The organism is Chitinophagales bacterium (genome assembly GCA_013816805.1).
In the GTDB taxonomy this organism is placed as follows: domain Bacteria; phylum Bacteroidota; class Bacteroidia; order Chitinophagales; family UBA10324; genus MGR-bin340.
This window is the reverse complement of the sequence record JACDDS010000008.1, coordinates 1-23,250: the sequence shown is the minus strand read 5'-3', so window position 1 is coordinate 23,250 and position 23,250 is coordinate 1. Positions and strand designations below refer to the sequence as shown.

The 23,250-nt window shown below is 39.1% G+C and carries 18 protein-coding genes; 16 read left to right on the top strand and 2 right to left on the bottom strand.

What is annotated here, in order from left to right:
- The first annotated feature begins 64 nt into the window (after window positions 1-64).
- Together H0W62_08110 and H0W62_08105 are read left to right on the top strand one after the other, a co-directional pair.
- Window positions 65-724, top strand: a complete 660-nt coding sequence (locus tag H0W62_08110) for a DedA family protein (protein ID MBA3648498.1) — start codon at window positions 65-67, stop codon at window positions 722-724.
- A 63-nt stretch (window positions 725-787) separates the two neighbouring features.
- Complete coding sequence (locus H0W62_08105; protein ID MBA3648497.1) at window positions 788-1,723, top strand: hypothetical protein; 936 nt, start codon at window positions 788-790, stop codon at window positions 1,721-1,723.
- Window positions 1,724-1,819: 96 nt separating this feature from the next.
- Here the strand turns inward: H0W62_08105 and fumC are convergent, their stop codons facing one another.
- A complete protein-coding gene (gene fumC, locus H0W62_08100; GenBank protein ID MBA3648496.1) occupies window positions 1,820-3,208 on the bottom strand; it encodes a class II fumarate hydratase in 1,389 nt (462 codons plus the stop codon).
- Window positions 3,209-3,511: 303 nt separating this feature from the next.
- On the opposite strand from fumC, the gene H0W62_08095 reads away from it, so the two are divergent.
- Both H0W62_08095 and H0W62_08090 read left to right on the top strand, forming a co-directional pair.
- Complete coding sequence (locus tag H0W62_08095) at window positions 3,512-5,392, top strand: T9SS type A sorting domain-containing protein (protein MBA3648495.1); 1,881 nt, start codon at window positions 3,512-3,514, stop codon at window positions 5,390-5,392.
- 11 nt (window positions 5,393-5,403) lie between these two features.
- Window positions 5,404-5,754 (top strand): Hpt domain-containing protein, encoded by a 351-nt coding sequence (locus tag H0W62_08090; protein ID MBA3648494.1) that lies wholly within the window; start codon window positions 5,404-5,406, stop codon window positions 5,752-5,754.
- Window positions 5,755-5,803: 49 nt separating this feature from the next.
- Here H0W62_08090 and H0W62_08085 read toward each other — a convergent pair whose 3' ends face one another.
- Window positions 5,804-6,175 (bottom strand): iron-sulfur cluster assembly accessory protein, encoded by a 372-nt coding sequence (locus tag H0W62_08085; protein ID MBA3648493.1) that lies wholly within the window; start codon window positions 6,173-6,175, stop codon window positions 5,804-5,806.
- Window positions 6,176-6,311: 136 nt separating this feature from the next.
- Between H0W62_08085 and H0W62_08080 the strand changes: the two genes are divergently transcribed.
- The 12 genes from H0W62_08080 to H0W62_08025 all read left to right on the top strand — a co-directional run.
- On the top strand, window positions 6,312-6,842 hold the full coding sequence (locus H0W62_08080) for a hypothetical protein (GenBank protein MBA3648492.1): 531 nt from the start codon (window positions 6,312-6,314) through the stop codon (window positions 6,840-6,842).
- A gap of 49 nt (window positions 6,843-6,891) precedes the next feature.
- Window positions 6,892-7,590: a lysoplasmalogenase gene (locus H0W62_08075; protein MBA3648491.1), complete on the top strand. Its 699-nt coding sequence runs from the start codon at window positions 6,892-6,894 to the stop codon at window positions 7,588-7,590.
- An 81-nt stretch (window positions 7,591-7,671) separates the two neighbouring features.
- Window positions 7,672-9,420 (top strand): aspartate--tRNA ligase, encoded by a 1,749-nt coding sequence (gene aspS / locus H0W62_08070; GenBank protein MBA3648490.1) that lies wholly within the window; start codon window positions 7,672-7,674, stop codon window positions 9,418-9,420.
- 183 nt (window positions 9,421-9,603) lie between these two features.
- Window positions 9,604-9,861, top strand: a complete 258-nt coding sequence (locus H0W62_08065) for a hypothetical protein (protein ID MBA3648489.1) — start codon at window positions 9,604-9,606, stop codon at window positions 9,859-9,861.
- Between the two features lie 239 nt (window positions 9,862-10,100).
- Complete coding sequence (gndA, locus tag H0W62_08060; protein MBA3648488.1) at window positions 10,101-11,483, top strand: NADP-dependent phosphogluconate dehydrogenase; 1,383 nt, start codon at window positions 10,101-10,103, stop codon at window positions 11,481-11,483.
- Window positions 11,484-11,491: 8 nt separating this feature from the next.
- The gene (locus tag H0W62_08055; GenBank protein MBA3648487.1) at window positions 11,492-13,009 is read left to right on the top strand and encodes a glucose-6-phosphate dehydrogenase; all 1,518 of its coding nucleotides are present in this window, start codon (window positions 11,492-11,494) and stop codon (window positions 13,007-13,009) included.
- 21 nt (window positions 13,010-13,030) lie between these two features.
- Window positions 13,031-13,768, top strand: coding sequence for a 6-phosphogluconolactonase (pgl, locus tag H0W62_08050; protein MBA3648486.1), 738 nt, complete (start codon window positions 13,031-13,033; stop codon window positions 13,766-13,768).
- Between the two features lie 133 nt (window positions 13,769-13,901).
- The gene (locus tag H0W62_08045; GenBank protein ID MBA3648485.1) at window positions 13,902-15,272 is read left to right on the top strand and encodes a M20/M25/M40 family metallo-hydrolase; all 1,371 of its coding nucleotides are present in this window, start codon (window positions 13,902-13,904) and stop codon (window positions 15,270-15,272) included.
- Between the two features lie 247 nt (window positions 15,273-15,519).
- Window positions 15,520-15,864, top strand: coding sequence for a hypothetical protein (locus tag H0W62_08040; protein MBA3648484.1), 345 nt, complete (start codon window positions 15,520-15,522; stop codon window positions 15,862-15,864).
- Between the two features lie 109 nt (window positions 15,865-15,973).
- On the top strand, window positions 15,974-21,565 hold the full coding sequence (locus H0W62_08035; GenBank protein ID MBA3648483.1) for a hypothetical protein: 5,592 nt from the start codon (window positions 15,974-15,976) through the stop codon (window positions 21,563-21,565).
- Window positions 21,540-22,973, top strand: a complete 1,434-nt coding sequence (locus H0W62_08030; GenBank protein MBA3648482.1) for a hypothetical protein — start codon at window positions 21,540-21,542, stop codon at window positions 22,971-22,973. Before H0W62_08035 ends, H0W62_08030 begins: the two co-directional genes overlap by 26 nt.
- A gap of 2 nt (window positions 22,974-22,975) precedes the next feature.
- The coding region (locus H0W62_08025; protein MBA3648481.1) for a hypothetical protein at window positions 22,976-23,250 on the top strand (275 nt) is incomplete at its 3' end.

Genomic DNA, 23,250 nt, shown 5'->3' with positions numbered 1-23,250 from the left:
ACTAGCGTTGTTCATGACTGTCCAGCCGATCATTATTTAAATACCTTTGCGCGCAACTTTTACTATGGATCTTATTCATTCTTTACTTGACTTCATTCTTCATATTGATAAGCACCTTACCCAGCTTATTTCTCAATATGGCACGCTCACCTATTTCATTTTATTCGCCATTATTTTTTGCGAAACGGGCTTCGTGGTAACTCCATTTCTTCCCGGTGATTCTATGTTATTTGCAGCGGGAGCTATTGCTGCATTAGATAATAGCGGATTAAATATTATGCTGCTGGCTGTGCTGCTCATCATAGCCGCATTTACCGGTAATATGCTGAACTACTTCATCGGCAAATCGATAGGTCCAAAGGTGTATGAAAAAGATTTACGGCTGATCCGGAGAAGCTATCTTGACCGTACAAAAAACTTTTTTGCAAAATATGGATCGATGACTATTATCTATACGCGGTTTGCTCCCATACTTCGAACTTTTGCCCCGTTTATAGCGGGGGTAGGACAAATGAAAATTAATACGTTTATTATCTACAATTTTATTGGTGGATTTCTATGGGTAGTATGTTTTCTTGCAGCGGGGTATTTTTTTGGAAACATCACGTTTGTAAAAGATCACTTTGAAACGGTAGTGATTGGAATTATTCTAATATCATTTATTCCTGCGGGATATGCTTTTTTTAAAACGCGGTTTGGGAATAAAGAGATGACAAAAAAATGACTTACACTCAAATTAAAGTGAGATTAAAAAAATATATTTTTATATTATGCAGCCTTCACTTCTATGAAACCTTTTTATTGCGCTATTGTTTTTCTTATGTTGACCTTTTGTGCTAAAGGTCAGCGATATTATCCACTGGTAGATAGTGGCGCAATATGGAACAGAGAAGTCAGAGATTGTTATTATACTGGCGGTTTCTACTCATGCGAGTGCCATGGTGGTAAATTCTTTTTAGACGGTGATACCCTGATTCAACATGTACTCTACCAGCAATTAAAATTTCAAGATCTCTATTATTATTCCTATACATCGGATAACCCGCCATTGAACTACGGTTATAATTATGCTCATCCCATCACCGTACTTATAGGAGCACTTCGTGAAGATTCGATGAAAAAGGTTTGGTTGCGTTTATTTACTTATCCCTTAGATAATTGTCCAATAAACCTTCCATTAAACCATGATACGCTCTTATATGATTTTAATATAAAAATAGGTGATACGCTCCAGTGGTTAAACGAATCACCTGTAGTAACTAATATTGATTCTGTCCAGATTTTGAATGGTGAATGGCGTAACCGCATTTCATTTACTAACACTTTCATAAATTGGATTGAGGGAATTGGCTCTTTAGAGGGATTACTTTCTCCGTATGAAATTTATTTTGAATGCAGTTCCGGGCTTACCTGTTTTAGAAAAAACGATGAGCTGCTTTACGAAACATTAGCTTCTTCTCCGTTTAGCTTAACCTCCTGCGATTCTATACTGCTTACTGTTGAATATCCAAGTCCACGCAATTTTATATTTACGATTTCGCCCAACCCAGCTTCAACCTTTTTATCTATTGACTTTTCATCACCTGATTTTTCTTCTGCTCAATTAAAGATTATGAATACAATAGGACAAACACTGCTTAGTGATAAAATTGAAAGCGGAACATCCCTCCAGATTGAAGCGGAACTCTTTTTGATAATATACTCTTCTGTGAACTTTGGCTAAATGGGAAATTATTAGGAGTGAAAAAAATAGTAATGTTCAAATAGCACATTGGCTTTATAGATATTATTCCAGCTTAAAATTGAGAACAACAACCTTCTACACCATCTCTTCCGGCTTCACCCATTCATCAAATTGCTCCGGTGTTACATAGCCCAATTCCACTGCAGTTTCCCTGAGCGTTTTATTTTCACGATGTGCTTTCTGTGCTATTTCAGCTGCTTTATAGTAACCGATTTTAGTGTTTAAAGCAGTTACCAGCATCAGTGAATTGCTGACGTGCTTTTTAATATTTTCATTCAGTGGTTCTATTCCAACTGCGCAGTTATCATTAAAAGAAATGCATGCATCGCCGATGAGCCTTGCTGAATGAAGGAAGTTATAGATCATCATGGGCTTGAAGACGTTCAGCTCAAAGTGGCCTGTTGCGCCGCCAATATTTATCGCTACATCATTACCGAGCACCTGCGCCGCAACCATAGTCATGGCCTCGCACTGAGTCGGATTCACTTTACCCGGCATTATAGAAGATCCGGGCTCATTATCCGGAATCCGCATTTCGCCTATTCCAGCCCGCGGACCAGAGGAAAGCATCCGGATATCATTAGCAATCTTCATCAGGCTGACTGCAACCGTTTTTAAGGCGCCGTGCGCTTCCACAATGGCATCGTGTGCAGCGAGGGATTCAAATTTATTTTCAGCAGTAATAAAAGGAAGGGTAGTGAGGCCGGCTATTTTATTTGCTACTTTTTCTGCATAGCCCTTAGGTGCATTCAGCCCTGTGCCTACTGCAGTTCCGCCTAATGCAAGCTCAGAAAGATGAGGCAGGGCATTCCTGATCGCCCGCATTCCATGATCAAGCTGAGATACATAACCGGATAATTCCTGCCCCAATGTAAGCGGGGTTGCATCCATAAAATGGGTTCTTCCGATTTTTACCACATGCATAAATTCCACGGATTTTACGTAAAGTGTATCCCGAAGCTTTTGTATTCCCGGTAGCGTGGTTTCTGTCAGAATTTTATATGCTGCAATGTGCATTGCGGTCGGGAATGTATCATTAGAAGACTGAGATTTATTTACATCATCATTTGCAGAAAGTACTTTTTTTTCATCGGTCAGATTTCCTCCATTAAGCACATGTGCCCGGTTAGCTATTACTTCATTTATATTCATATTTGACTGGGTTCCGCTGCCCGTCTGCCAAACTACAAGCGGAAACTGATCATCCAGTTTTCCTTCTATTATTTCATCACATACCCTGCAGATCAGAGTGCATTTTTCATTTGATAAAATTTCTAAGTCAAAGTTGGTAAGTGCAGCAGCCTTTTTTAAAAGGGCAAATGCACGGATAATTTCTTTCGGCATCCGGTTAATGTCTTCTGCAATCTTAAAATTCCGGATTGATCTCTGAGTTTGTGCGCCCCAGAATTTATCAGCCGGAACCTGTACCATTCCCATAGTATCCTTCTCAGTACGGAATTCCATTGTTATCTATTTAAATGAAATACTAAAATAGTGCAGAATTATAAAGCCGATAATTTTTTTGAATTTGGTATTAATTAGTGCAGAAAGAAGATAGTTTTTCAGTCACAAGTTTCTGATATATTTTTTATTCACCTTTTAGTTAATTTTATTTATTCGTATTTCTGATAATAATTTGTGCTGCAATATTCCAAATTCAATGTGAATTTGTCGATTGCTGTATTGATGCAGTTTTACACACAGTTGTTGTTTTTTTATTAAAATCTTATCTATGTCTGTTGAAAATGGTAAGAGTCATTTAATCATATGAAATTTTTACTTACAGCAATATTTGTTTTTAACTTTCTTAAAATGACGGGTCAGGCTCCCTTTGAAAAGATATATGGCGGAATAAATGCAGAAAGCTTACGATCTGTCGCAGTAACTTCTTCAGGACAATTTATTGCAGGCGGCACTACACAAAGCTTTGGCAATTCTACCATCAATTCGCCGGATTATTATCTCATAAAAACCAATATGAATGGCGGAACATTATGGACAAAAACATTTGGAGATTCGTCTGATAATTATGGAAGAAATGTGCTCGAAACAACAGATCATAATTACGTGATGTCGGGCTATTCGTATAACTTACTAAACAACAGCTATGATTTTTATGTAGTAAAAACGAATACGGATGGAGTTAAAATATGGGAACGTTATTTTGGAGGTATATACACAGAAATGCTATACGATGCACTTGCAATAAGCGGTGGAAGAATTATTTTATGCGGTTCCACTTTAAGCTTTGGTAATGGCGGAAATGACATCTACCTGGTTGAAATTGACTCAGCAGGAAACATATTGCGCGAAAATTCCATTGGCGAAGCAGGGAATGAAGTTGCTGTAAATATGGAACCAATGAAGGATGGCGGATACGCAATAACGGGTTATACCAATTCATTTACTCCCGATTATGATATATATCTTGTGGAAACGGATAGTGATCTTAATGTGAAATGGTCAAGAAATTTTGGTGCAAACGGTAATGACTATGGCTATGATGTTAAGGAGGATAATCAATCTAACCTGATATTGCTGGGTGACTGGGAAAACAGTTTGGATACCAGTAATATTGTTTTCATTGAAACAGATTCACTTGGCCTGAATCCATTCATGAAATTTCCGGGAAGCCACGAAGGCGATTTAGGATTTTCATTAAATAAGACCAGCGATAATGGATTTGTGATTGCTGGCTATACCCAGGTACCGGGCAAAGGGAGTGAAATGCTTTTATTAAAAATTGATTCGAATGGTGACACTCTTCAGAACAACCATTTTGGAGGAATAAAGAATGAGGTGGCATTCAACGCCATCCCTCTTTCGGACAATGGGTACCTGATTGCAGGAGAAACAGAAGGATTTGGAATTTACAATTTGGATGGCTATCTGGTAAGAGTTGATTCACAGGTAACCATTCCATGTCCGGATTCAATCACATTTATAACCAGCTCAGATGAATTGTGCGAAGATGAACACGTCTTCTTTACAAATACTACGGTGAGCTCTCAGGATTTTACCTGGCTTCAGGATGGCGCATACGTTTCAGGTACTGATGATGCTGCAATCTTTTTTAATGAATCGGGAGAATATAATATTACGCTCGAAGCCTGTGATCAATATTCTTCAGCATTTATTAAAGTAAATCCAAAACCACCGACCAGTTTTTCTTACAGTGTTTCTAATGATTCGACCATTTTTAAATTAAATCCGGCAGTTATTCCTGCAAGCATATACTGGAACTTCGGTGATGGAACTACCGACACCAGCCATTTAAATCCTTCTCACCTATATGCTTATCCCGGAATGTATTGGGTGCTCCTTTCAGTAGTGGATTCAAACGGCTGTGACAGCCTGTTTAAAAATCAGATCGACGTGCTGAGTGGAATTGATAATCTTACGGCAGAAAAATGTCAGTTTTTTATATATCCTATTCCATCAGCAGGAGAAATAAATATCCTTTGGAAAAATTTTAAAAGCGGTTCCTCGAAATTGCAAGTCTTAAATGTAACAGGTGAATTAGTAGCCGAAATTCCTATTACCGGCGACGCCGGAAACGATAAGATACTGATGCCATACCCGGGAATTTATTTTATAAATGTGGGAGCAGGGGTAGATTTTTTCCGGCAGAAATTGATCATTCAATAAATTCTTCATCATTGAAAAAAAAATATCATCTTGATTTCTTAATAGATTATTATCATGATGATACAGAATCAATGAAGACCATTCTTGAGCTTTATTTAAAGGAAACTCCGAAGGAAATTGTCAGCATTGAAAAAGCACTGGCACAAAAAGATATTGCAACGGCGAAAGCCACTACACATAAGATCAAAACAAATATTGCCATGCTTGGAATCAAAGAAACAGATGCATTTGTAAACGCTATGCACTTAATTGAACCGGGCGATAAAATTTCAGGCGATATTCTAAAGCTGTTTACAGGTTTCCAGGAAAATATAAAAGCTGCACTTGCAGAAATAAAATCTGACTTTTTTGGTAAGATCTAATTCTTGCAATTCAGCAATTAACATTGAGAAGGTATTAACCTCATTTTTTTCAGGCTGAAAAAGAGGAGCCGCAACCGCAGGTTTTTGTGGCATTAGGATTTTGAAAAACAAATCCCCGTGCATTTAATCCATTTTCATAATTAATGCCCATTCCAAAAAGGTATAATTTATGAGATCTGTTCATAATTATTTTTATTCCCTCTATTTCATATTCTTCGTCATTCTCTTCCTTTTTATCAAAGCCTAATATATAACTCATGCCAGAGCATCCACCTCCTTTTACCCCGATCCGCAATGCATTGTCAGAGGGTATTTTTTCCTCACTCAACAACCGTTTAATTTCATTTACAGCACTATCAGTCAAGGATACCGGACATTCAAAAGTGGTCGTTGTTTTATCTTCAAAAAATACATCATTCATAAAGCTCGCTGTTTACAATACAAAAATAGTAACAAAGCCGGTATAAATTGTGTTCCATTGAGTCGTTTAATATTAGCATAATATTGTTTTTTTGATCTTTGCCTTCATTATCACTTATTAAAATTATTTCGCTTGTATGAATTGGTCTGATGTGCTTGAAATTTTAAAATATATTCTTCCTTCCCTGGTGGTTATGCTTACGGCATATTTGATTCTAAGCAATTTTTTAGGTTCACAAAAAGAGCTCAAGCAGTTAGAGCTACGTGTGGAAAATTATAAAACTTCATTACCTGTACGGTTACAGGCATACGAACGCCTTACTATTTTTTTAGAACGGATTTCTCCTAATAATTTATTGCAGAGGGTGAATAAGGCAGGTATGAATGCGCGGGATTTGCAGTTGGCACTCATCTCAAATATCAGGGCTGAATTCGAGCATAACCTTGCACAACAAATCTATGTTTCGGCAGGCACCTGGTTGATGATTGTTCAGGTAAAGGAAGAAATTGTTTCTATTGTCAACCGTATTTCTGCTGATATGCCTGAAACTGCAACTGGAAAAGACCTTGGAAGGGGTGTATTGGAATACTTTATTAATAATGAGCAGGCATTACCCACTCAGAAGGCGCTAGATACACTAAAGGCGGAAGTGAGAAAAGTTTATTAATCGACCTTTAGGATAGTATATAAATTTTCTTAAAAGCATCTGATTCCGGATGGAAAGCAAGTTTGATACATCGCTTCGTATTTATTTTATCATTGCCTTTATAAATCTGATGGCAATTTTTTTTGCTGCCGATTGGCTGGCAATGGTCACCAGGCCTTTAATGATCCCTGTTTTGTGGGTTGCTTTTTTTCAGGTAACAAAAAATGTATTTAGCCCTGTCCGGTATCTTATTCTGTTCGCATTATTTTTTTCATGGATCGGTGATATAAGCATGGCATTGCAGGCCATGGATTCTCTTTTTTTCTTTATTGGTTCGGTATTATTCTTAATAGCCTATATAATTTATGCTGTTGCTTTTTTTACTGAAATCAGGAATAGAAAAATGATGCTGGCGCAAAGACCCTGGCTGGTAGTAATAGGTTTTGCATACGGTTTTGGTTTTCCTCTTTTGTTTAGAAAGCAGCTGGATGATATGTTGGTTCCGGTTATCCTTTATGAGTGCATCGTTACTATAATGATTTTAATGGCATTTAGTCGTTTCAATGTTTCAGGTAATAAGAGTTTTCAGCAAGTTTTTGCAGGTGTTATTTTTTTTCTCCTGTCTGATTCACTGGCTGAAATCAACAGGTTCGTACAGCCTTTCATTCTTGGTTCATTCCTTATTATGTTCGCTTATATATTAGCGCAAGTGTTAATTATGAAGGGGATAGCGGACCAATATGCATTTATGGAAGAGAAGGTTATTTAATACTATGATTTTTTTCTGTTTCAAAACAATACTTTTGCGGATCAGAATACTACAAAATAAAGCTTCCTATCTACTACTGTAATGTACCGAACCAATACCTGCGGTGAACTTCGATTTACGGATGCAGGAAAAACTGTTACGCTTAGCGGATGGGTGCACCGTATCCGCAATTTTGGGAGTATGATCTTTGTTGATCTCCGCGACCGTTATGGTATAACACAGCTGGTTTTTAACCCGGAAAAAAATGCTGAGCTCGCTGAGAGGGCGAAAGAGCTTGGCCGCGAATATGTAATCTCTGTTACTGGTACCATTTATAAGCGGTCGAATATCAATTCAAATTTGCCAACAGGTGATATTGAAATCTTTGCAGAAAACTTTGAAATATTGAATGTTTCAAAAACTCCTCCTTTTACTATTGAAGATGAAACGGATGGCGGGGACGAGTTGCGCATGAAATACCGCTACCTTGACTTGCGCAGAAAACCGGTACAACAAAATTTATTGCACCGCCACCAGGTGGCAAAGGCTGTCCGTGAATATTTAGACGGAGAGGGATTTGCAGATGTGGAAACTCCTCACCTAATTAAATCAACTCCCGAAGGTGCCCGGGATTTTGTAGTTCCCTCCCGCCTGAACCCGGGTCATTTCTACGCTTTACCCCAGTCTCCGCAAACCTTTAAGCAACTGCTGATGGTCAGCGGATTTGATCGCTATTACCAGATTGTTCGTTGTTTTAGAGATGAAGATTTGCGTGCCGATCGTCAGCCTGAATTTACACAAATAGATTGCGAGATGGCTTTTGTTGAGCGTGAAGATGTGCTCCAGATGTTTGAGGGCATGGTGAAGCACGTATTTAAAAAGGTAAGAGGAATTGAGCTGCCTGCCTTTCCGCGTATAACCTATGAGGAAGCAATGAAATGGTATGGGAACGATAAGCCCGATACGCGCTTTGAAATGAGGTTTGTTTATTTAAAAGATGGTATAGTGAACCGGGTTGAAAAAAAAGACTTTAAAATATTTAATGAAGCCGAAGCGGTAGTCGGAATCAATGCAAAAGGTTGCGCTGAATATTCCCGGAAGCAAATAGATGACCTTACCGCATTTGTAAAACAACCCCAGGTTGGTGCACAGGGATTGATCTACATCAGGTATCATGCAGATGGATCTTTAAAATCTTCAATAGATAAATTTTATGATTATGAAGATTTAAAAAAAGTTACTGCTGAGTTTCAGGCGCAGCCAGCTGATCTGATATTGCTTCTTGCAGGAGATATTTTGAAAACCGTAAAAGCGCTTAGTGAATTGAGATTACTTATGGGAACTATGCTGGGCCTCAGGAAGGCAGAAGATTTCAAACCGCTGTGGGTCCTTGATTTTCCTTTGCTGGAATATGATGAAGATGAAAAAAGATGGAATGCAATGCATCATCCATTCACTTCGTGGAGGAAAGAAGAGGATGGGCTTTTAGATACCAATCCCGGAAGAGTAAAGGCAAATGCATATGATGTGGTGATTAATGGAGTGGAAATTGGAGGAGGCTCTATTCGTATTCACAACAGGAATGACCAGATGCGGATGTTTAAGATGCTCGGCCTTTCGAGGGAAGAAGCGGAAAGCAAATTTGGTTTTATCCTGAATGCTTTTGAATTCGGTGCGCCTCCTCACGGAGGAATTGCTTTTGGCTTCGATCGGTTTTGTTCTATTACGATTGCGAACCAGGAAAACATTCGTGACTTTATCGCTTTTCCTAAAAATAATATGGGACGGGATATGATGCTCGATGCCCCGGGGGAAATTGATGATAAGCAAAAGAAAGAGTTGGGGTTATAACGGTATTATAATTCAATGAAAGCCAAGGGTTGCTTATTTCTGTTTGTAACAAAGTAAAATAGCGGCACACACTATTTTACTTTAGGGCCTCAAAGTAAAATAAGCCCGATCCTTATATTTTTCTTAAGTGGAGTAATTCAAACGGGGGAAGATGCCTTAAATACATTGAAAAAAATTATTTCTTTGAAAGAACACCTGCTTGAAGATAAGGTGATGATGATGGGGAAAAAAGTAAAAAATGCAATACCATTATTGAACTATCTTTTCAGGCAACCGGCAACTACTATTAACCAAATCAGTGAATCTCTAAATCTTACCCCAAAAACATCGGGCCTTCTTATTTCAACCTTTCAAGAGGCAGGGACGGTGAAAGAAATAACAGGTGCAGCCAGGGATCGCGTATTTATTTTTGACCCTTATCTGAAAATTTTCAGAACTTAAATAGAAATTGTAAAATTTATAAGACTCTATTACCTCGGAGATCGACTTAAAATAAAGAAGGAGTTGAAGCAAAATTCTTTTCTAATAATTCTTGAAAAATTCAAAGTTAGCTTCGAATTTCACTAAATTTTTCCTCTTCAGGATAAAGCCATTTAGAGGCCCTTTATTGAAATAAGTATCTTTGGCGATGTAAATAAACTTAAGCACAACACGTGGCTTCTTACCTATTTGATTTTGGAATGATCGGCTTAGGAACCATGGGCCGCAACCTCTTGCTTAATATGGCTGATCATGGATTCGCCGCAGCAGGATTTGATCTGGATACAGGGAAAATTTCTCAGCTGGAGTCGGCGGCAACACCCGGCTCACAGGTGAAAGGTTTTCCAACTCTTGCACAAATGACCAAAGCACTGAACAGGCCGCGTAAAATAATGATGCTGGTACCAGCAGGCAAGCCGGTAGATGACGTAATTGAAAATTTATTGCCGCTGCTGGAAAAAGGCGACGTAATCATAGACGGGGGAAATTCTCATTATACCGATACACTCCGGCGTGTAAAATACGTGGAAGAAAAAGGAATCCATTTTATGGGAATAGGTATCTCGGGAGGAGAACGAGGCGCCCGAAACGGTCCGAGCATTATGCCCGGTGGAGACCAGGAAGCCTACAATTCAATTAAGCAAATACTGCAAGCTGTAGCAGCAAAGGTTGGCGATAGCGCATGCGTGGCCTACCTGGGTAAAGATGCTGCGGGCCACTATGTTAAGATGGTGCACAATGGTATTGAATACGCCATTATGCAACTCATCAGCGAAACGTACTGGCTTCTGAAAAAAGGAGCAGGATTAAACAACGACCAGCTTCATGGAGTGTACGCTGCCTGGAACGAAGGAGATATGAAATCTTTTCTTCTAGAAATAACAGCAGCTATTTTTTTGCAGCAGGATGACAAAACTCCTAACAGGCTCGTCGATTTGATACTCGATAAAGCCGGATCAAAGGGCACCGGTAAGTGGACTTCACAGGATGCTATGGATTTGCCTGTGCCTGTCCCGGTGATTGATATCGCAGTTTCCATGCGCGACCTTTCTTCATATAAAGAAGAAAGAGTAGCAGTAGCTCAGTTATATTCATCTCAGGATTTAAATAATAAGCCAGGCATATCCCAAGATCAATTGCGGGATGCTCTGCATTTTGCTACCATAATTTGTTATGCACAGGGACTGGCAATGCTTCAAAAAGCTTCCGAAGAATTGAAAATGGAAATTCCAGTTCCTGAGGTGGTAAGGATATGGCGCGGTGGATGCATTATCCGCTCAGCACTCCTGGAAATTTTCCTTCAGGCATTCAATAAAACTGCTTCCCTTTCTAATATTTTGCTTGATCCTAACGTGGCTTCCCTATTGAAATCTAAAGAGCAATCGATCCGGCAAGTAATTACGGAGGCTGTAAAAAATGGATTTCCCGTTGCGGGAATGATGGCTGCAATTTCCTATTTCGATGCGTACCGGAGCGCTCAGTTACCTACAAACCTGATACAGGCACAAAGGGATTTATTTGGGGCACATACCTACCAACGTGTTGACATGTCCGGCACCTTTCATACAGAATGGAATCAATAATATACTAAATGCAAAAAGATAAACGACCATCAGCTTCACTCCTGTTTATTTTTGGAGGAAGCGGCGATCTCAACTTCCGTAAGCTCACTCCGGCGCTCTACAATCTTTTCCTGGATGATTTTCTTCCGGAAAAATTCGAGATTATCGGTATTTCCAGGGGAGAATTTTCTGATAGCGATTATAAAAATCATTTGCTGGAAGGCTTGCAAAAGTTTTCACGCAGGCAAAATGAAATCCCGGATAAATGGAAATCTTTTTCTGATCACATATCTTATCTGAAGATGGATGCATCCGATGCAGGTGCTTATCCTCAGATAGCGGACATCGTTAAAAATAAAGAGAGGGAATGGGGCATTCATCCAAATTCTATTTTTTACATGGCTGTGGCACCGCAGCTGGTGCCTGAAATTGCTCCCCTCTTAGGTAAGCTTGAAATTTGTGCTGATAAAAAATGTACACGCATTGTAGTAGAAAAACCATTTGGTCACGACCTGCAAAGCGCGCACGAGCTGAATAATCTTTTACAGGGGATTTTTGCGGAAGACCAGATCTACCGCATCGACCACTATTTAGGAAAAGAAACGGTACAGAATATCCTTGCGTTGCGCTTTGCCAATACCTTATTTGAACCAATCTGGAATCGCAATTTCCTCGACCATGTGCAGATCACAGCTGCAGAAACGGTTGGTCTTGAAAACCGTGCAGGCTATTATGATACCTCCGGTGCATTGCGAGACATGGTGCAAAACCACATACTTCAGCTTATCTGCATGATTGCTATGGAAGCTCCTGTTAGCTTTGAAGCAAATGAAATCCGTAATAAAAAAGTGGATGTGCTGAACGCCATACATCCGATTACTAAGGACGAAGTGCATCAGTTTGCCGTCCGTGGACAATATAACAGCGGTAATATTAACGGAGAAAAAGTAAGTGCTTATAGAAACGAAAAAGATGTAAGCCCGAAATCGGGGACCGAAACATTTGCGGCTGTAAAATTTATTATTGACAATTGGCGGTGGGAAGGAATTCCATTTTATGTGCGCACCGGTAAATACTTGGAAGAAAAAACTACTTTAATCACCTTACAGTTCCGGCCAGCGCCACATTATGCTTTTCCTTCGGAAGCAGGAACCAGCTGGCGGCCGAACAGGCTTACAATTCGTATTCAGCCTGAAGAAGATACACGGATTCGTTTTCAGGCGAAGCGCCCGGGACAATCGATGGTGCTGGATCCCGTAGATATGGTTTTTAATTATAAAACCGCTTACGACGGCAATTCTCCGGAAGCCTATGAAACCCTGTTGCTCGATGTAATGCAGGGTGATGCCACCTTGTTTATGAGGGCAGATCAGGTTGAGGCTGCCTGGACTGTGATCACTCCCATTTTAGAAGCGTGGGAGTCGAGGATCCCGTCCGACTTCCCGAACTATAAGCCAGGTTCCTGGGGACCTGAAGATGCCGAAGCATTAATTTCAAGAGATGGCAGGTATTGGATTTCATTGCCTCAGAATGAAGGCGGCTCATAAAATTGCATCTTATATAAAACAATGCGAATTCATGTTGAAGAAACTCCGAAAAAGCTTATCGCTGTTTTTGCCGACTGGATCATTAATTATATTGGAAAGGTCTTAATGCACCAGGAAATTTTCACCTGGGCAATTTCCGGAGGAAACTCCCCAAAACAACTTTATGAGTTATTAGCGCAATCACCTGCAAGTGATAAGATATTATGGAAGCAACTGCATATTTTTTTTGGTGATGAACGTTACGTGTCATTCGATGACATTAGAAATAATGGAAAAATGGCTTATGATGCTCTTCTTTCTAAGGTACCAATTCCACCAGACCAAATTCATTACATGCGCACTGATATTAAGTTAGAAGATTCTGTAGCAGCGTATAAAAAAATTCTACACGATTACTTTGATACAGAAAAAAATTCGTTCGATCTGGTATTGCTGGGAATGGGTGACAACGGTCATACGTTATCCATTTTCCCCGAATCACCGCTTGTTGCAGAGAAAGCAAAATGGGTAAGCGGATGTTATGTGGAAGAACAGCAAATGGAGCGCATTACCCTTACTGCACCTATTGTAAATAAAGCTTCTCAGATTGCATTTTTAGTTACCGGAGAAAATAAAGCCGCGATGGTAAAAAAGGTGATAGAAGGAGCTTTTACTCCAGACCAATATCCGGCACAATTGATAAAGCCTGATACAGGTGAGTTACATTGGTTTTTAGATCTGGCGGCTGCCTCAGAATCAGATAGGAGTAAAATTATGTAGAAGCGCACTTATCTGACATGTGCTGCGAATACAACTATCTTTCTGATATTTATATCTACCCATTGCAGAATAATTTAATAATATAATTCATTCCACTCACTGGCATTTATTTTTCAGATCTTAAATCTTTTACATGAAATCAGTAATTCTTTCTATTTCTTATTTATTTATTGCTTTACCATTATTCTCCCAGAATTCAGATTCAGTTACGCTTCGTAAAATTTTTAATCAGGCACTCCTAAAGGGTGAAGCGTATAGCAATCTTGAAGTGCTCTGCCGTGATTATGGGAAACGACTGGCTGGGTCACCCGGTGCTGCAGGTGCTGTAGAATACACAAAAAAGCTTATGCTCGATCTTGGTGTAGACTCTGTCTGGCTGCAGCCCTGCATGGTTCCTCACTGGGTAAGGGGTGAAAAAGAAATTGCCTATTACATAAGTTCCAAATCTGAAAAAAAGCCGTTGACCATTTGCGCTCTTGGCAATTCAACTGGAACAGGTGTCCAGGGAATTACAGCCTCACTTATTGAAGTAAGAAATTGGAGAGAGCTGGATTCTTTAGGGCGAAAAAATATACAGGGGAAGATTGTCTTTTTTAACCATCCGATGGATCAAACTAAAATCAGCACCTTCGATGCATACGGTGATGCCGTTCAATATCGCTTTTCAGGCCCTGATTCTGCAGCCAGCTTTGGAGCCGTTGCAGTTGTGATTCGCTCTGTATCTACTGCGCACGATGATTTTCCACATACCGGTTCTTTGGGCTACCGTGATTCTACCAGGAAAATTCCAGCCTGTGCGCTCAGCACTATGGCAGCTGATGAGCTCAGTTCACAACTGAAACAAGATCCCGGCACAAAATTTTATTTCAGACAAACCTGTGAGATGCTTCCGGATGTGCTTTCCTATAATGTAATAGCGGAATTACGCGGTGCCGATCATCGGGATGAATATATTACAGTTGGTGGCCATATTGATGCATGGGAAACCGGAAATGGTGCGCATGATGATGGAGCAGGAGCTGTGCAAAGTATTGAAGTGCTGAGGATTTTTAAGCAATTAAACATGCATCCATCCCATACCATTCGTGCAGTAATGTTTATGAATGAAGAAAATGGAACAAGGGGAGCTAAACAGTATGCAGCACAGGCAAAGCTTAAGAATGAGAAGCACCTTTTCGCTATTGAATCAGACGCCGGCGGCTTTTCTCCTATTGGATTTGGATTTGATGCTCCAAAAGAAGTTAGAGAAAAGATTCAATCATGGAAACCTCTTTTCACACCCTATAGCATTTATGATTTCGAGCACGGCGGCGATGGGGCTGATGTAGGATATCTAAAAAATACAGGAGCGGTGCTCAGTGGATTATCACCTTCGCCAAACAGATATTTTGATTACCATCATGCTGCCAGCGATACTTTTGATAAGGTAAACAGGCGTGAGCTGGAATTAGGTGCTGCTGCAATGGCCGCACTGATTTATTTAGTGGATAAATATGGGTTATGAAAGCTATCTGTTGAACGAAAAGAATTTTCCCTTTCTCGAATATGGTCGGCGAGGACGCCGGCAAGGGAGAGGAATTCTAAATATAAAATCAAAAGATTAAAAGTTATATTATCGACGCTTGTTATTCTTTATATTAAGAAAAGTTGATGAATTTGTATAATATCTGATTAACCTTTAAGAATCATATATGTTTTAGGTGTAATTTTGTATTTATTATTCTTACCTTTTCTTAATCCCTATTTAACTTATGAAATTTTTCTCCACACTCTGTGTGCTTCTCTCTTCTATGCTTGTTACAAAGGCTCAAACAAAAATCTTAGATAGTTCCATTGACTGGACTTCTGGTAACCTCACTGTATTTCTCTCAGACAGCCTTCCAGTACAATCGGTACAAATACTCATCGGCTCAGCTCCCGACAGCAGTGACCTATCGAATCAAACCTTCACTTTAGGAACCAACCTAAGTGAAGCAGATAACATGCTTGTGCTGCCACTTGGAACCTTTTCTCATGGTGACTATTACCTCGACCTTCTTCTAACCACTGAAGCAACTACCGTCGAAGAGATGGAGTACAAAGCATCGTACTTCTAAGGAAACAATATCGCATTACCTTTTAATGTAGTGTGGAATAGATACGTCCACACCTCACTGCGCCTAATCAATTTCCGTATTCTCACTATTCTCAACCTGATTCACTTACATGAAAAAATTATTACTGTCCTCACTCCTTTTTTCTCTACTCTTTTTCATTTCATCAAATAGTTACTCACAACGGAACCTCTACTGGAAGCCACAAGGCACCTCGACCAGTATGAAGGTTAAAGGCAACTATCAGGTTGGAAGCTGCAGTGGTGGAATAGCAACTACGCCACCGACCTTAATTGATACCATCATCTTCAATAACTGTTCGGTAACCAGTGCGACCTTGGATTCAAACATGACCGTTGCCAAGGTGACCATGACTTCACTGTACACCGGCACCGTTTCTTTGAATACCGGCAAGACACTCTCCTTTGATATCGGAAGCTTCAAAGGAGGGATCTTTAGTGGAGGCAGTGCCACCATCAACTGCAATAGCTCATTTACCATTGACGGAACTGCTTTCACCAGTACTTCAGGCACCATGACCTTAGCAGGAGATGTAACGCTAAAGACAGGAAGCTTCACCCACAACAGTGGTAAAATTGTTTTCAAAAAAGCATCTAATACCACTACGGTTGTCAATTCATCAGCTAATACCAGCCGCTATATCTTCTATGATGCTGAGTTTACTGCTCCGTCCCAGACCACACAGTTCACGATTAAGAATATAACACTTGAGGTGGATCATAAGCTGACGTTATCCGGCAGCAACCAGCTCTTTTTAAACACCATCACAAGCTCAACCATTGAAGTACCGGGTAATATCTTAAGTTCTAATACAGCTTCAGTAGGTGGAGGAACGGTTACCATCATCGTTAACGGTACGGGTACTCAGACCATAAATGACAACCAGGGGAGCACGATTTCCGGAAAGCTTCCCAATATACAATTCAATAAAACCGGCGGAACGGTAACCTTAATGGGTAGAATAGGTATGGGTGGAAGCACTATGTGGGAATATATAGCAGGAACCGTGAATGAAGGAATTTCACGGGTAATGTGTTACTACAATAACAGCTTAAAGAATAGCTCATCAGGTACCATGAAGTTCTACGACCTTGAAATGTTTGGCTTAGGAGGAGTGCATACCATTTCTGGAACCGTGCAAGTGGCAGATACCTTCGTCACTTCCCAAAGTGCTGACTGTATCATTAACGGTGGCATATTGAAAATATTGAAGGATATCAAATGGAACAATACATCAGTAACTTCGATAGGGAATACGACCTTCAAATTCACTGGTACAAATAATCAAAATATCTACGGTGCAGCATCACCACAGTTGTATAAGATGGTGGTGGATAAAAGTGGGGGACAGGTGACGTTGCAGAAAGCGGTATCAGTTTCTAATAATTTAGATTTAGTCAATGGGTATATTATTACCGATACAACCAATGTTTTAACCCTTCGGAGTGGAGCAACGGCTACGAGTGTTTCAAACACGAGCTTTGTTAAAGGACCAGTTATAAAGATCGGGAATAGTGCTTTCACCTTTCCGGTGGGGAAGGGAGCAACGTATAAACCAATTGCCATTACTGCACCGTCATTGACCACCGATGCTTTTAGAGCTGAGTACTTTAATACACAACAAACATTAGGAAGTGCCAAAGACTCACTTACCTATGTCAGTGATTGTGAGTATTGGAATACGAAGCGAATGATTGGCAGTAGCAATGTGAAGCTTACTCTTTATTGGGATGCAACCACCTGTGATATTTATACACTTTCTACTTTAAAGATCGGACGGTGGGATGGAGCGAAGTGGCATAATACCGGTACGGTTACCACGTCGGGAACAACTTCTTCTGGTAATATTCAAAATGTATATCCAGTAAGTATATTCGGATATTTTATAATCAGTAAAAAATCTCCTTCTTTATATGCGCATGCAGGGACAGATACATCCTTTTGCAAAGGGGGAACAAAATATTTAGGAGGAAATCCATCAGGTACAGGGGGGATTGGGGCACTGACTTATTCATGGTCTCCTGATAGTTCATTAAGTTCTATTTCCTCTCCCAATCCCATAGCCCAACCTTCTGTTACACAGTTGTATGTTTTAACCGTAACGGACCTTGATCATACGCTTGCATATGATACTTCTGTAGTAACTATTAAACAGACTCCAGTAGTACATGCTGGTAGCGACCAATTGATTTGTGGTGCGGGTTCCTCCATTATAATTGGTGGAGGACCAACTGCTGAAAATGTTAGTAACGGATTTAAAACTATTTGGAAAACAGGGATGGATACAATTGCATGGTTAGCTAATCCAGTTATTTCACCAATAATAACTACTTCATACGATGTTACGGTAACAAATGCGAATGGATGTGTTTCTAAAGACACACTTGTTATCAAAGTTTATCCAAAGCTTTCAATTAATGCAGGAAGAGATACAACTTTATACTTAGGGTATGGTTCGTTAAATATTGGTGGTCTGCCTACAGCAATGGGAGGAAAAACACCCTACATCTATAATTGGAATCATTCTGATATATTAAGCAATCAAACGGTGTCTAATCCCGCAACTTCTTATTCTGCCGCCTGTAATTTTTCAGTTACAGTAGTAGATTCCGTAGGGTGTGCAGCTTCAGACAACGTTGTTGTAACCATACTGCCACCAGCTAAGAAGAAAACTTCATCCTATGGACTTTTATCGAGCCAAAGCATTACCCTAGCTGATTCAATAAATGTAAGTGGGAAAGTGGGGGCTAAAACTACTGTTTCAAACAAAGTATATGCTTCAAATGGAATTTATATCAACACATCAGGAGTTGATTCGGCATTAACTGATTTAGATTCAGTTATTTCCCGATTTAAAAAACTCTCTGCTACTTCTATTCATGTTAATCTTAATAAGCATCTTTATTCATCCGGCGTGTACAAAATAGATAGCATGGGATATTTAAATGACACCCTAACCCTCAGCGGTAGTAGCGATGCGTATTTTATTTTTCTTATCCGTGATTCTTTAGTATTAAATAAGGGAGCTTTTATTAATAACCTCACGAATAATCCAGAAAGAGTCTTTTTTATTATTAGTGGTAAATATAATTTTCACCATACTGTCAATGCTGGTGGAAATTATCTGGTTAAAGGAAATATTAAAGGTGACACTCTTAATGGTAACACTTCACTGCTATCTAAAGGTTCTATAAATGCATCACTTATAAGCGCATCAAATCTGGATATATCAGCAATTACAATCCGTCCTGCTGATTATTTATCTATTCTAAGCATTATCGGAACAGGAAGATCCATAGATGCAGATGGAGTGCAAGACTGGCTTGGTTATAATACGGAAAATACAAAGACAGTGCATTTGGATGATGCTTCAACTGAAATTGGATATGGATCGGGCGGATGGAATGATTGGTCCTTTGCCACGAATATAACTAAATTAAACAGCCGGATTTTCCGACTTCATTTCGGTAGCGGATACTGGGATTGGGATAAAGGATGGTATAGCGAACCAGACATTTATCAAAATACAGGTGAGGCTTCAGTAAGTCTTCCTCAAAATATTGGCTGTATTGGTGAAGACTTATATAAACCTAAACCACAAGTTATTAGCGATAGATTAACGGATATTAAATATAATCTGGACGCTAATAAGGCCGACGCTTTATTCCATTTTAACATGATATTCTCCACCTATGATTTTGATGTTAAGGAATTATACATGGCACGTGACCTGAATATGAATTTAAAGTATGTTGAATTGGGCAATGAACTTTACAAAGGAGGTAATCAAAAAACATGGTGTGCTTATCCCAATGCTACAAGTTATATAGCTACTGCTAATACTTATCTTGACAATCTTCATTTTCTTAAAACGAATGAATCTAAATTCAATAATTTGAAGGTTTCCGTAGTGGCATCATCACCTGGTATTGAAGATGACAACAACAATGGCGCTTCAATAAATACTGATGGAGGTATTTGCAGGGAAAATACTTGGAATGCGGTTTTAGGACTACCAAATACTGGGGGGAGTAATTTACATCTTCAGACCGGGGATGCATTAAGTTTTCACAATTATCCATCTTCCGGAGTTACTCCAGGTGGGCAAAACACATATTTCCCACAGGTTTCTAATTTACCAACCATTCTTTCAGTGCCATTCAGTCAGGTAAACGATAATTTTAGAGCAAAATCTCTTAAAGTTGTTCCCGCAGGCATTGAAGCCTGGGTTACTGAATTTAATTTAAGTGATGATAGGGTGGCTTTATCAGGCTCATGGGCGCATGGACTATACATGGCTGCATTAACGCTTCAATATTTAGATTTTGATGTTATAAAACATGTATATGTACAAACCAGTACTTTGGATGCAAACAGTGGTGCTTTCTTCGTAGATGATAAGGGGTTTTCTTTTAGCAAATTTGGTGACGTTTTTACAAACTTAACAACCAAACCATGGGAGTTAACTGCCACAGGTGATTGTTTAAAATTAATTGGCGAAGCTATGAGGGAAAATACATATGCAACAAAGCTTAATTTTGACAATAGTTATATAATTTTAAATACTCCGTATTCGGCTCTTTATTCATGGAAGTTTTATAAACCTAATTCAATAGATGATGTTGAACAAGTAATTATAATAAACTTAGGTGATCAGCCTAAGGAAGTTTCTCCTAAAGATTTTGGTTGGACATCTGGTGCCTATGGCTATGAACAAATAAGTTTAACTGAGCTTAATGGAAAGAGCTATATAAACCCTTTTTGCTATATTATTGGGAATAAGGACGTAGCATATTTCACTCAAGATGGCAAAACCAAGTTAGGAACAAGTACTGATATTGATCACATTAATTACCCACCACTAATGCATCCTGATCCAATAACGGTCAACTCTCTTTCAACCTTGGTTACAATTCCCAAATATTCCATAACTAGAATCTATCAAGTAAAATCAAGCGTCATCATCAAATGTGATACAAAACCAGGATGTATGATTCCTCTGGCTATTGATATGCAAGGAGGCTTTCAACAAGGAATCCCATTTGCTGGGTCTGCAGTTAACATTTCAGCAACAGGGGCTTCTACCTATTCCTGGAATTTAGTAAGCCCTTGTCCCAATTGCATACCTAATTCACATCCTGTTATAGGAGACGTTTCATTGATATATTTAAGTAATTATGAAGGAAATAATACTTCATTAATCCCAATTCTTAACGGCTCTTACACCATAACTGTTACGGGGGACAACGGTAGCACTGCGCAATGTAGTGTAACTGCGAATGTCAAACCTGATTTAAACGTAACTTCAAGTGTTTCTGCAGATCCAGCTACATATGACATTGCAGCAGGAACTGGAGTATCTCTTCAGGCAACGAGCCAGACGACCGGTCTTAACTATTGGTGGGGCCCTGGATTAGGTTTATATACATCATCAACGGGTGGTACCAGCACTATTACGGGGTCACAGGTCTATGCCCGTCCTAATCAATACACATCCTACTCATCATCAGAGCATAACTACAATGATGTTTCGTATTATAATTATATGAATTATACTGTAACCGGAATAAATTCAACAACCGGCTGTTATACGTTAGCTGATGCGTATGTTGATCGAAGCGATAATAATTCAGCTGTAAACATTCAATATACTCATAGTGGTAAATCACCCTTTTTGTGCTAACGAGGATATTGTTTTGTCGGTTAGCGAGCCATTTGGTTTAAACCCGGGTTCAATTACATATACTTACAAAGATATTTCAGAATATCCGGCTGTTACTTTAGGTACTCAAACTTCAAGTGCGTCTACGAATACATTTACCTTATCCCCATCAAATTCAAATTATCCTTCAGATTCATTTATTTTGGAAGTAGATATTTATCAACAGTCATCCCAAAAAACCGCTAAATCATTTGCACATATCACTATCATTCCAAGCATAGATTTCATTCCACCACCTAGATTATCCGTTTGTAATGAAGCAATAACTATTCAGGCTGAAGGAGCAGACCAAAAAGGCTCTGATGGATTTATACATTATGGAAATTATGACTTTAAATCAGTAAACGGAGGAAATGAAACATTACTACAAAGTGGTACTAACCCTAAATACTCTACAACAGGTAATTTAGCAAATGGTAATAGTACATTTAAAGTTTATGGAACTGTTGCTTCAGATGACGGGAGTTTACAATGTCCCGGTGTAACAAATGATGCCAGTATTACAATAAATAGGACCGGGAGCGATCCGACTCCGAGCATTTCGTCTACAAGTGGGTCTATATTTCTTGGTCAATGTATTAAATTAACTGCCTCTACTTCTGGAACGAATACTTCATATTATCAATGGCAAGAACCAGCGAATGGTGGGCTGCAAGCATTAACTGGTAGTTCTGTGATTGCACAACCAGAAACTGAGGGCACATTTAATTATACTGTGAATTCAATAAATGTTCATGATAATTCAAATGGATGCTGTGGAAGTGCAACAAAGACTATTACGGTTACATCCAAACCTAATCTTTGTACGAACTGCGGAGCTTTTCAAATTTGTACTGGATCTGGAAGCTATACCTTAAATGCCACTGCTGTTAGTGGTTATACTTATCAATGGGTTATGAATGGAGTTGAAATCAGCGGAGAAACAAATCAAAATTATACCTATCATAACAGTGATATTCCTCTTTCTGGTGCTGAATATTTTTGTAGGTATAAAAAAACATTTTCCGGTGTTGGAGATTGTTCATTTGAATCTAACCATCATATAGTAAGTTACTCGGGAATTTGCCGGGAGGCTTCCGATACGCTTGAATATAATAGCTTGGAAAACAGAATAATATGCTCAGTTTTCCCAAATCCTAATGATGGTAATTTTACTTTAAAACTAAAATCTACAAAAACGTTTGAGGGAAAGGTAGAATTTACCTTGTCAGATTGCTCCATGCGAATCTTGTGGTCAAAAGAATACTACTTAAATGGATCAGAAGTTGTAGAAAATATACAATTTAAATCAAAACTTGAACCGGGGATTTATTTTGTAAAATGTCTTGCTAATGCTGATTTTATTGTAAAACCTATTATCATTCAATAATCATGAAATATGTTATTTACTGCTTAATTGCATTAGCGTTTCATAATAGCGTCTATGCTCAAACATGGCTGCCGTTGGGTGAAGGTGTACAACCAGAACATTCCTATCAAAGTGCTGATGTGAAATCCATGGTTTTTGATAGTGTTAATAAATGGTTGTATGTAGGTGGTGATTTTTACTATGCAGGTGATAAGGTATCTCGAATGATGGGAATTTGGAATGGCACTAGCTGGATTTCAACTGAAAAACCTAATGCTTATTTAGGAAGTCCGGTTGC

Bases quoted from the DNA above. Each gene is read 5' to 3' on its own strand.
- H0W62_08110 (MBA3648498.1), top strand. From the start codon at position 65: ATGGATCTTATTCATTCTTTACTTGACTTCATTCTTCATATTGATAAG.
- H0W62_08105 (MBA3648497.1), top strand. From the start codon at position 788: ATGAAACCTTTTTATTGCGCTATTGTTTTTCTTATGTTGACCTTTTGT.
- fumC (MBA3648496.1), bottom strand. From the start codon at position 3,208: ATGGAATTCCGTACTGAGAAGGATACTATGGGAATGGTACAGGTTCCG.
- H0W62_08095 (MBA3648495.1), top strand. From the start codon at position 3,512: ATGAAATTTTTACTTACAGCAATATTTGTTTTTAACTTTCTTAAAATG.
- H0W62_08085 (MBA3648493.1), bottom strand. From the start codon at position 6,175: ATGAATGATGTATTTTTTGAAGATAAAACAACGACCACTTTTGAATGT.
- H0W62_08080 (MBA3648492.1), top strand. From the start codon at position 6,312: ATGAATTGGTCTGATGTGCTTGAAATTTTAAAATATATTCTTCCTTCC.
- H0W62_08075 (MBA3648491.1), top strand. From the start codon at position 6,892: ATGGAAAGCAAGTTTGATACATCGCTTCGTATTTATTTTATCATTGCC.
- aspS (MBA3648490.1), top strand. From the start codon at position 7,672: ATGTACCGAACCAATACCTGCGGTGAACTTCGATTTACGGATGCAGGA.
- gndA (MBA3648488.1), top strand. From the start codon at position 10,101: ATGATCGGCTTAGGAACCATGGGCCGCAACCTCTTGCTTAATATGGCT.
- H0W62_08055 (MBA3648487.1), top strand. From the start codon at position 11,492: ATGCAAAAAGATAAACGACCATCAGCTTCACTCCTGTTTATTTTTGGA.
- pgl (MBA3648486.1), top strand. From the start codon at position 13,031: ATGCGAATTCATGTTGAAGAAACTCCGAAAAAGCTTATCGCTGTTTTT.
- H0W62_08045 (MBA3648485.1), top strand. From the start codon at position 13,902: ATGAAATCAGTAATTCTTTCTATTTCTTATTTATTTATTGCTTTACCA.
- H0W62_08040 (MBA3648484.1), top strand. From the start codon at position 15,520: ATGAAATTTTTCTCCACACTCTGTGTGCTTCTCTCTTCTATGCTTGTT.
- H0W62_08035 (MBA3648483.1), top strand. From the start codon at position 15,974: ATGAAAAAATTATTACTGTCCTCACTCCTTTTTTCTCTACTCTTTTTC.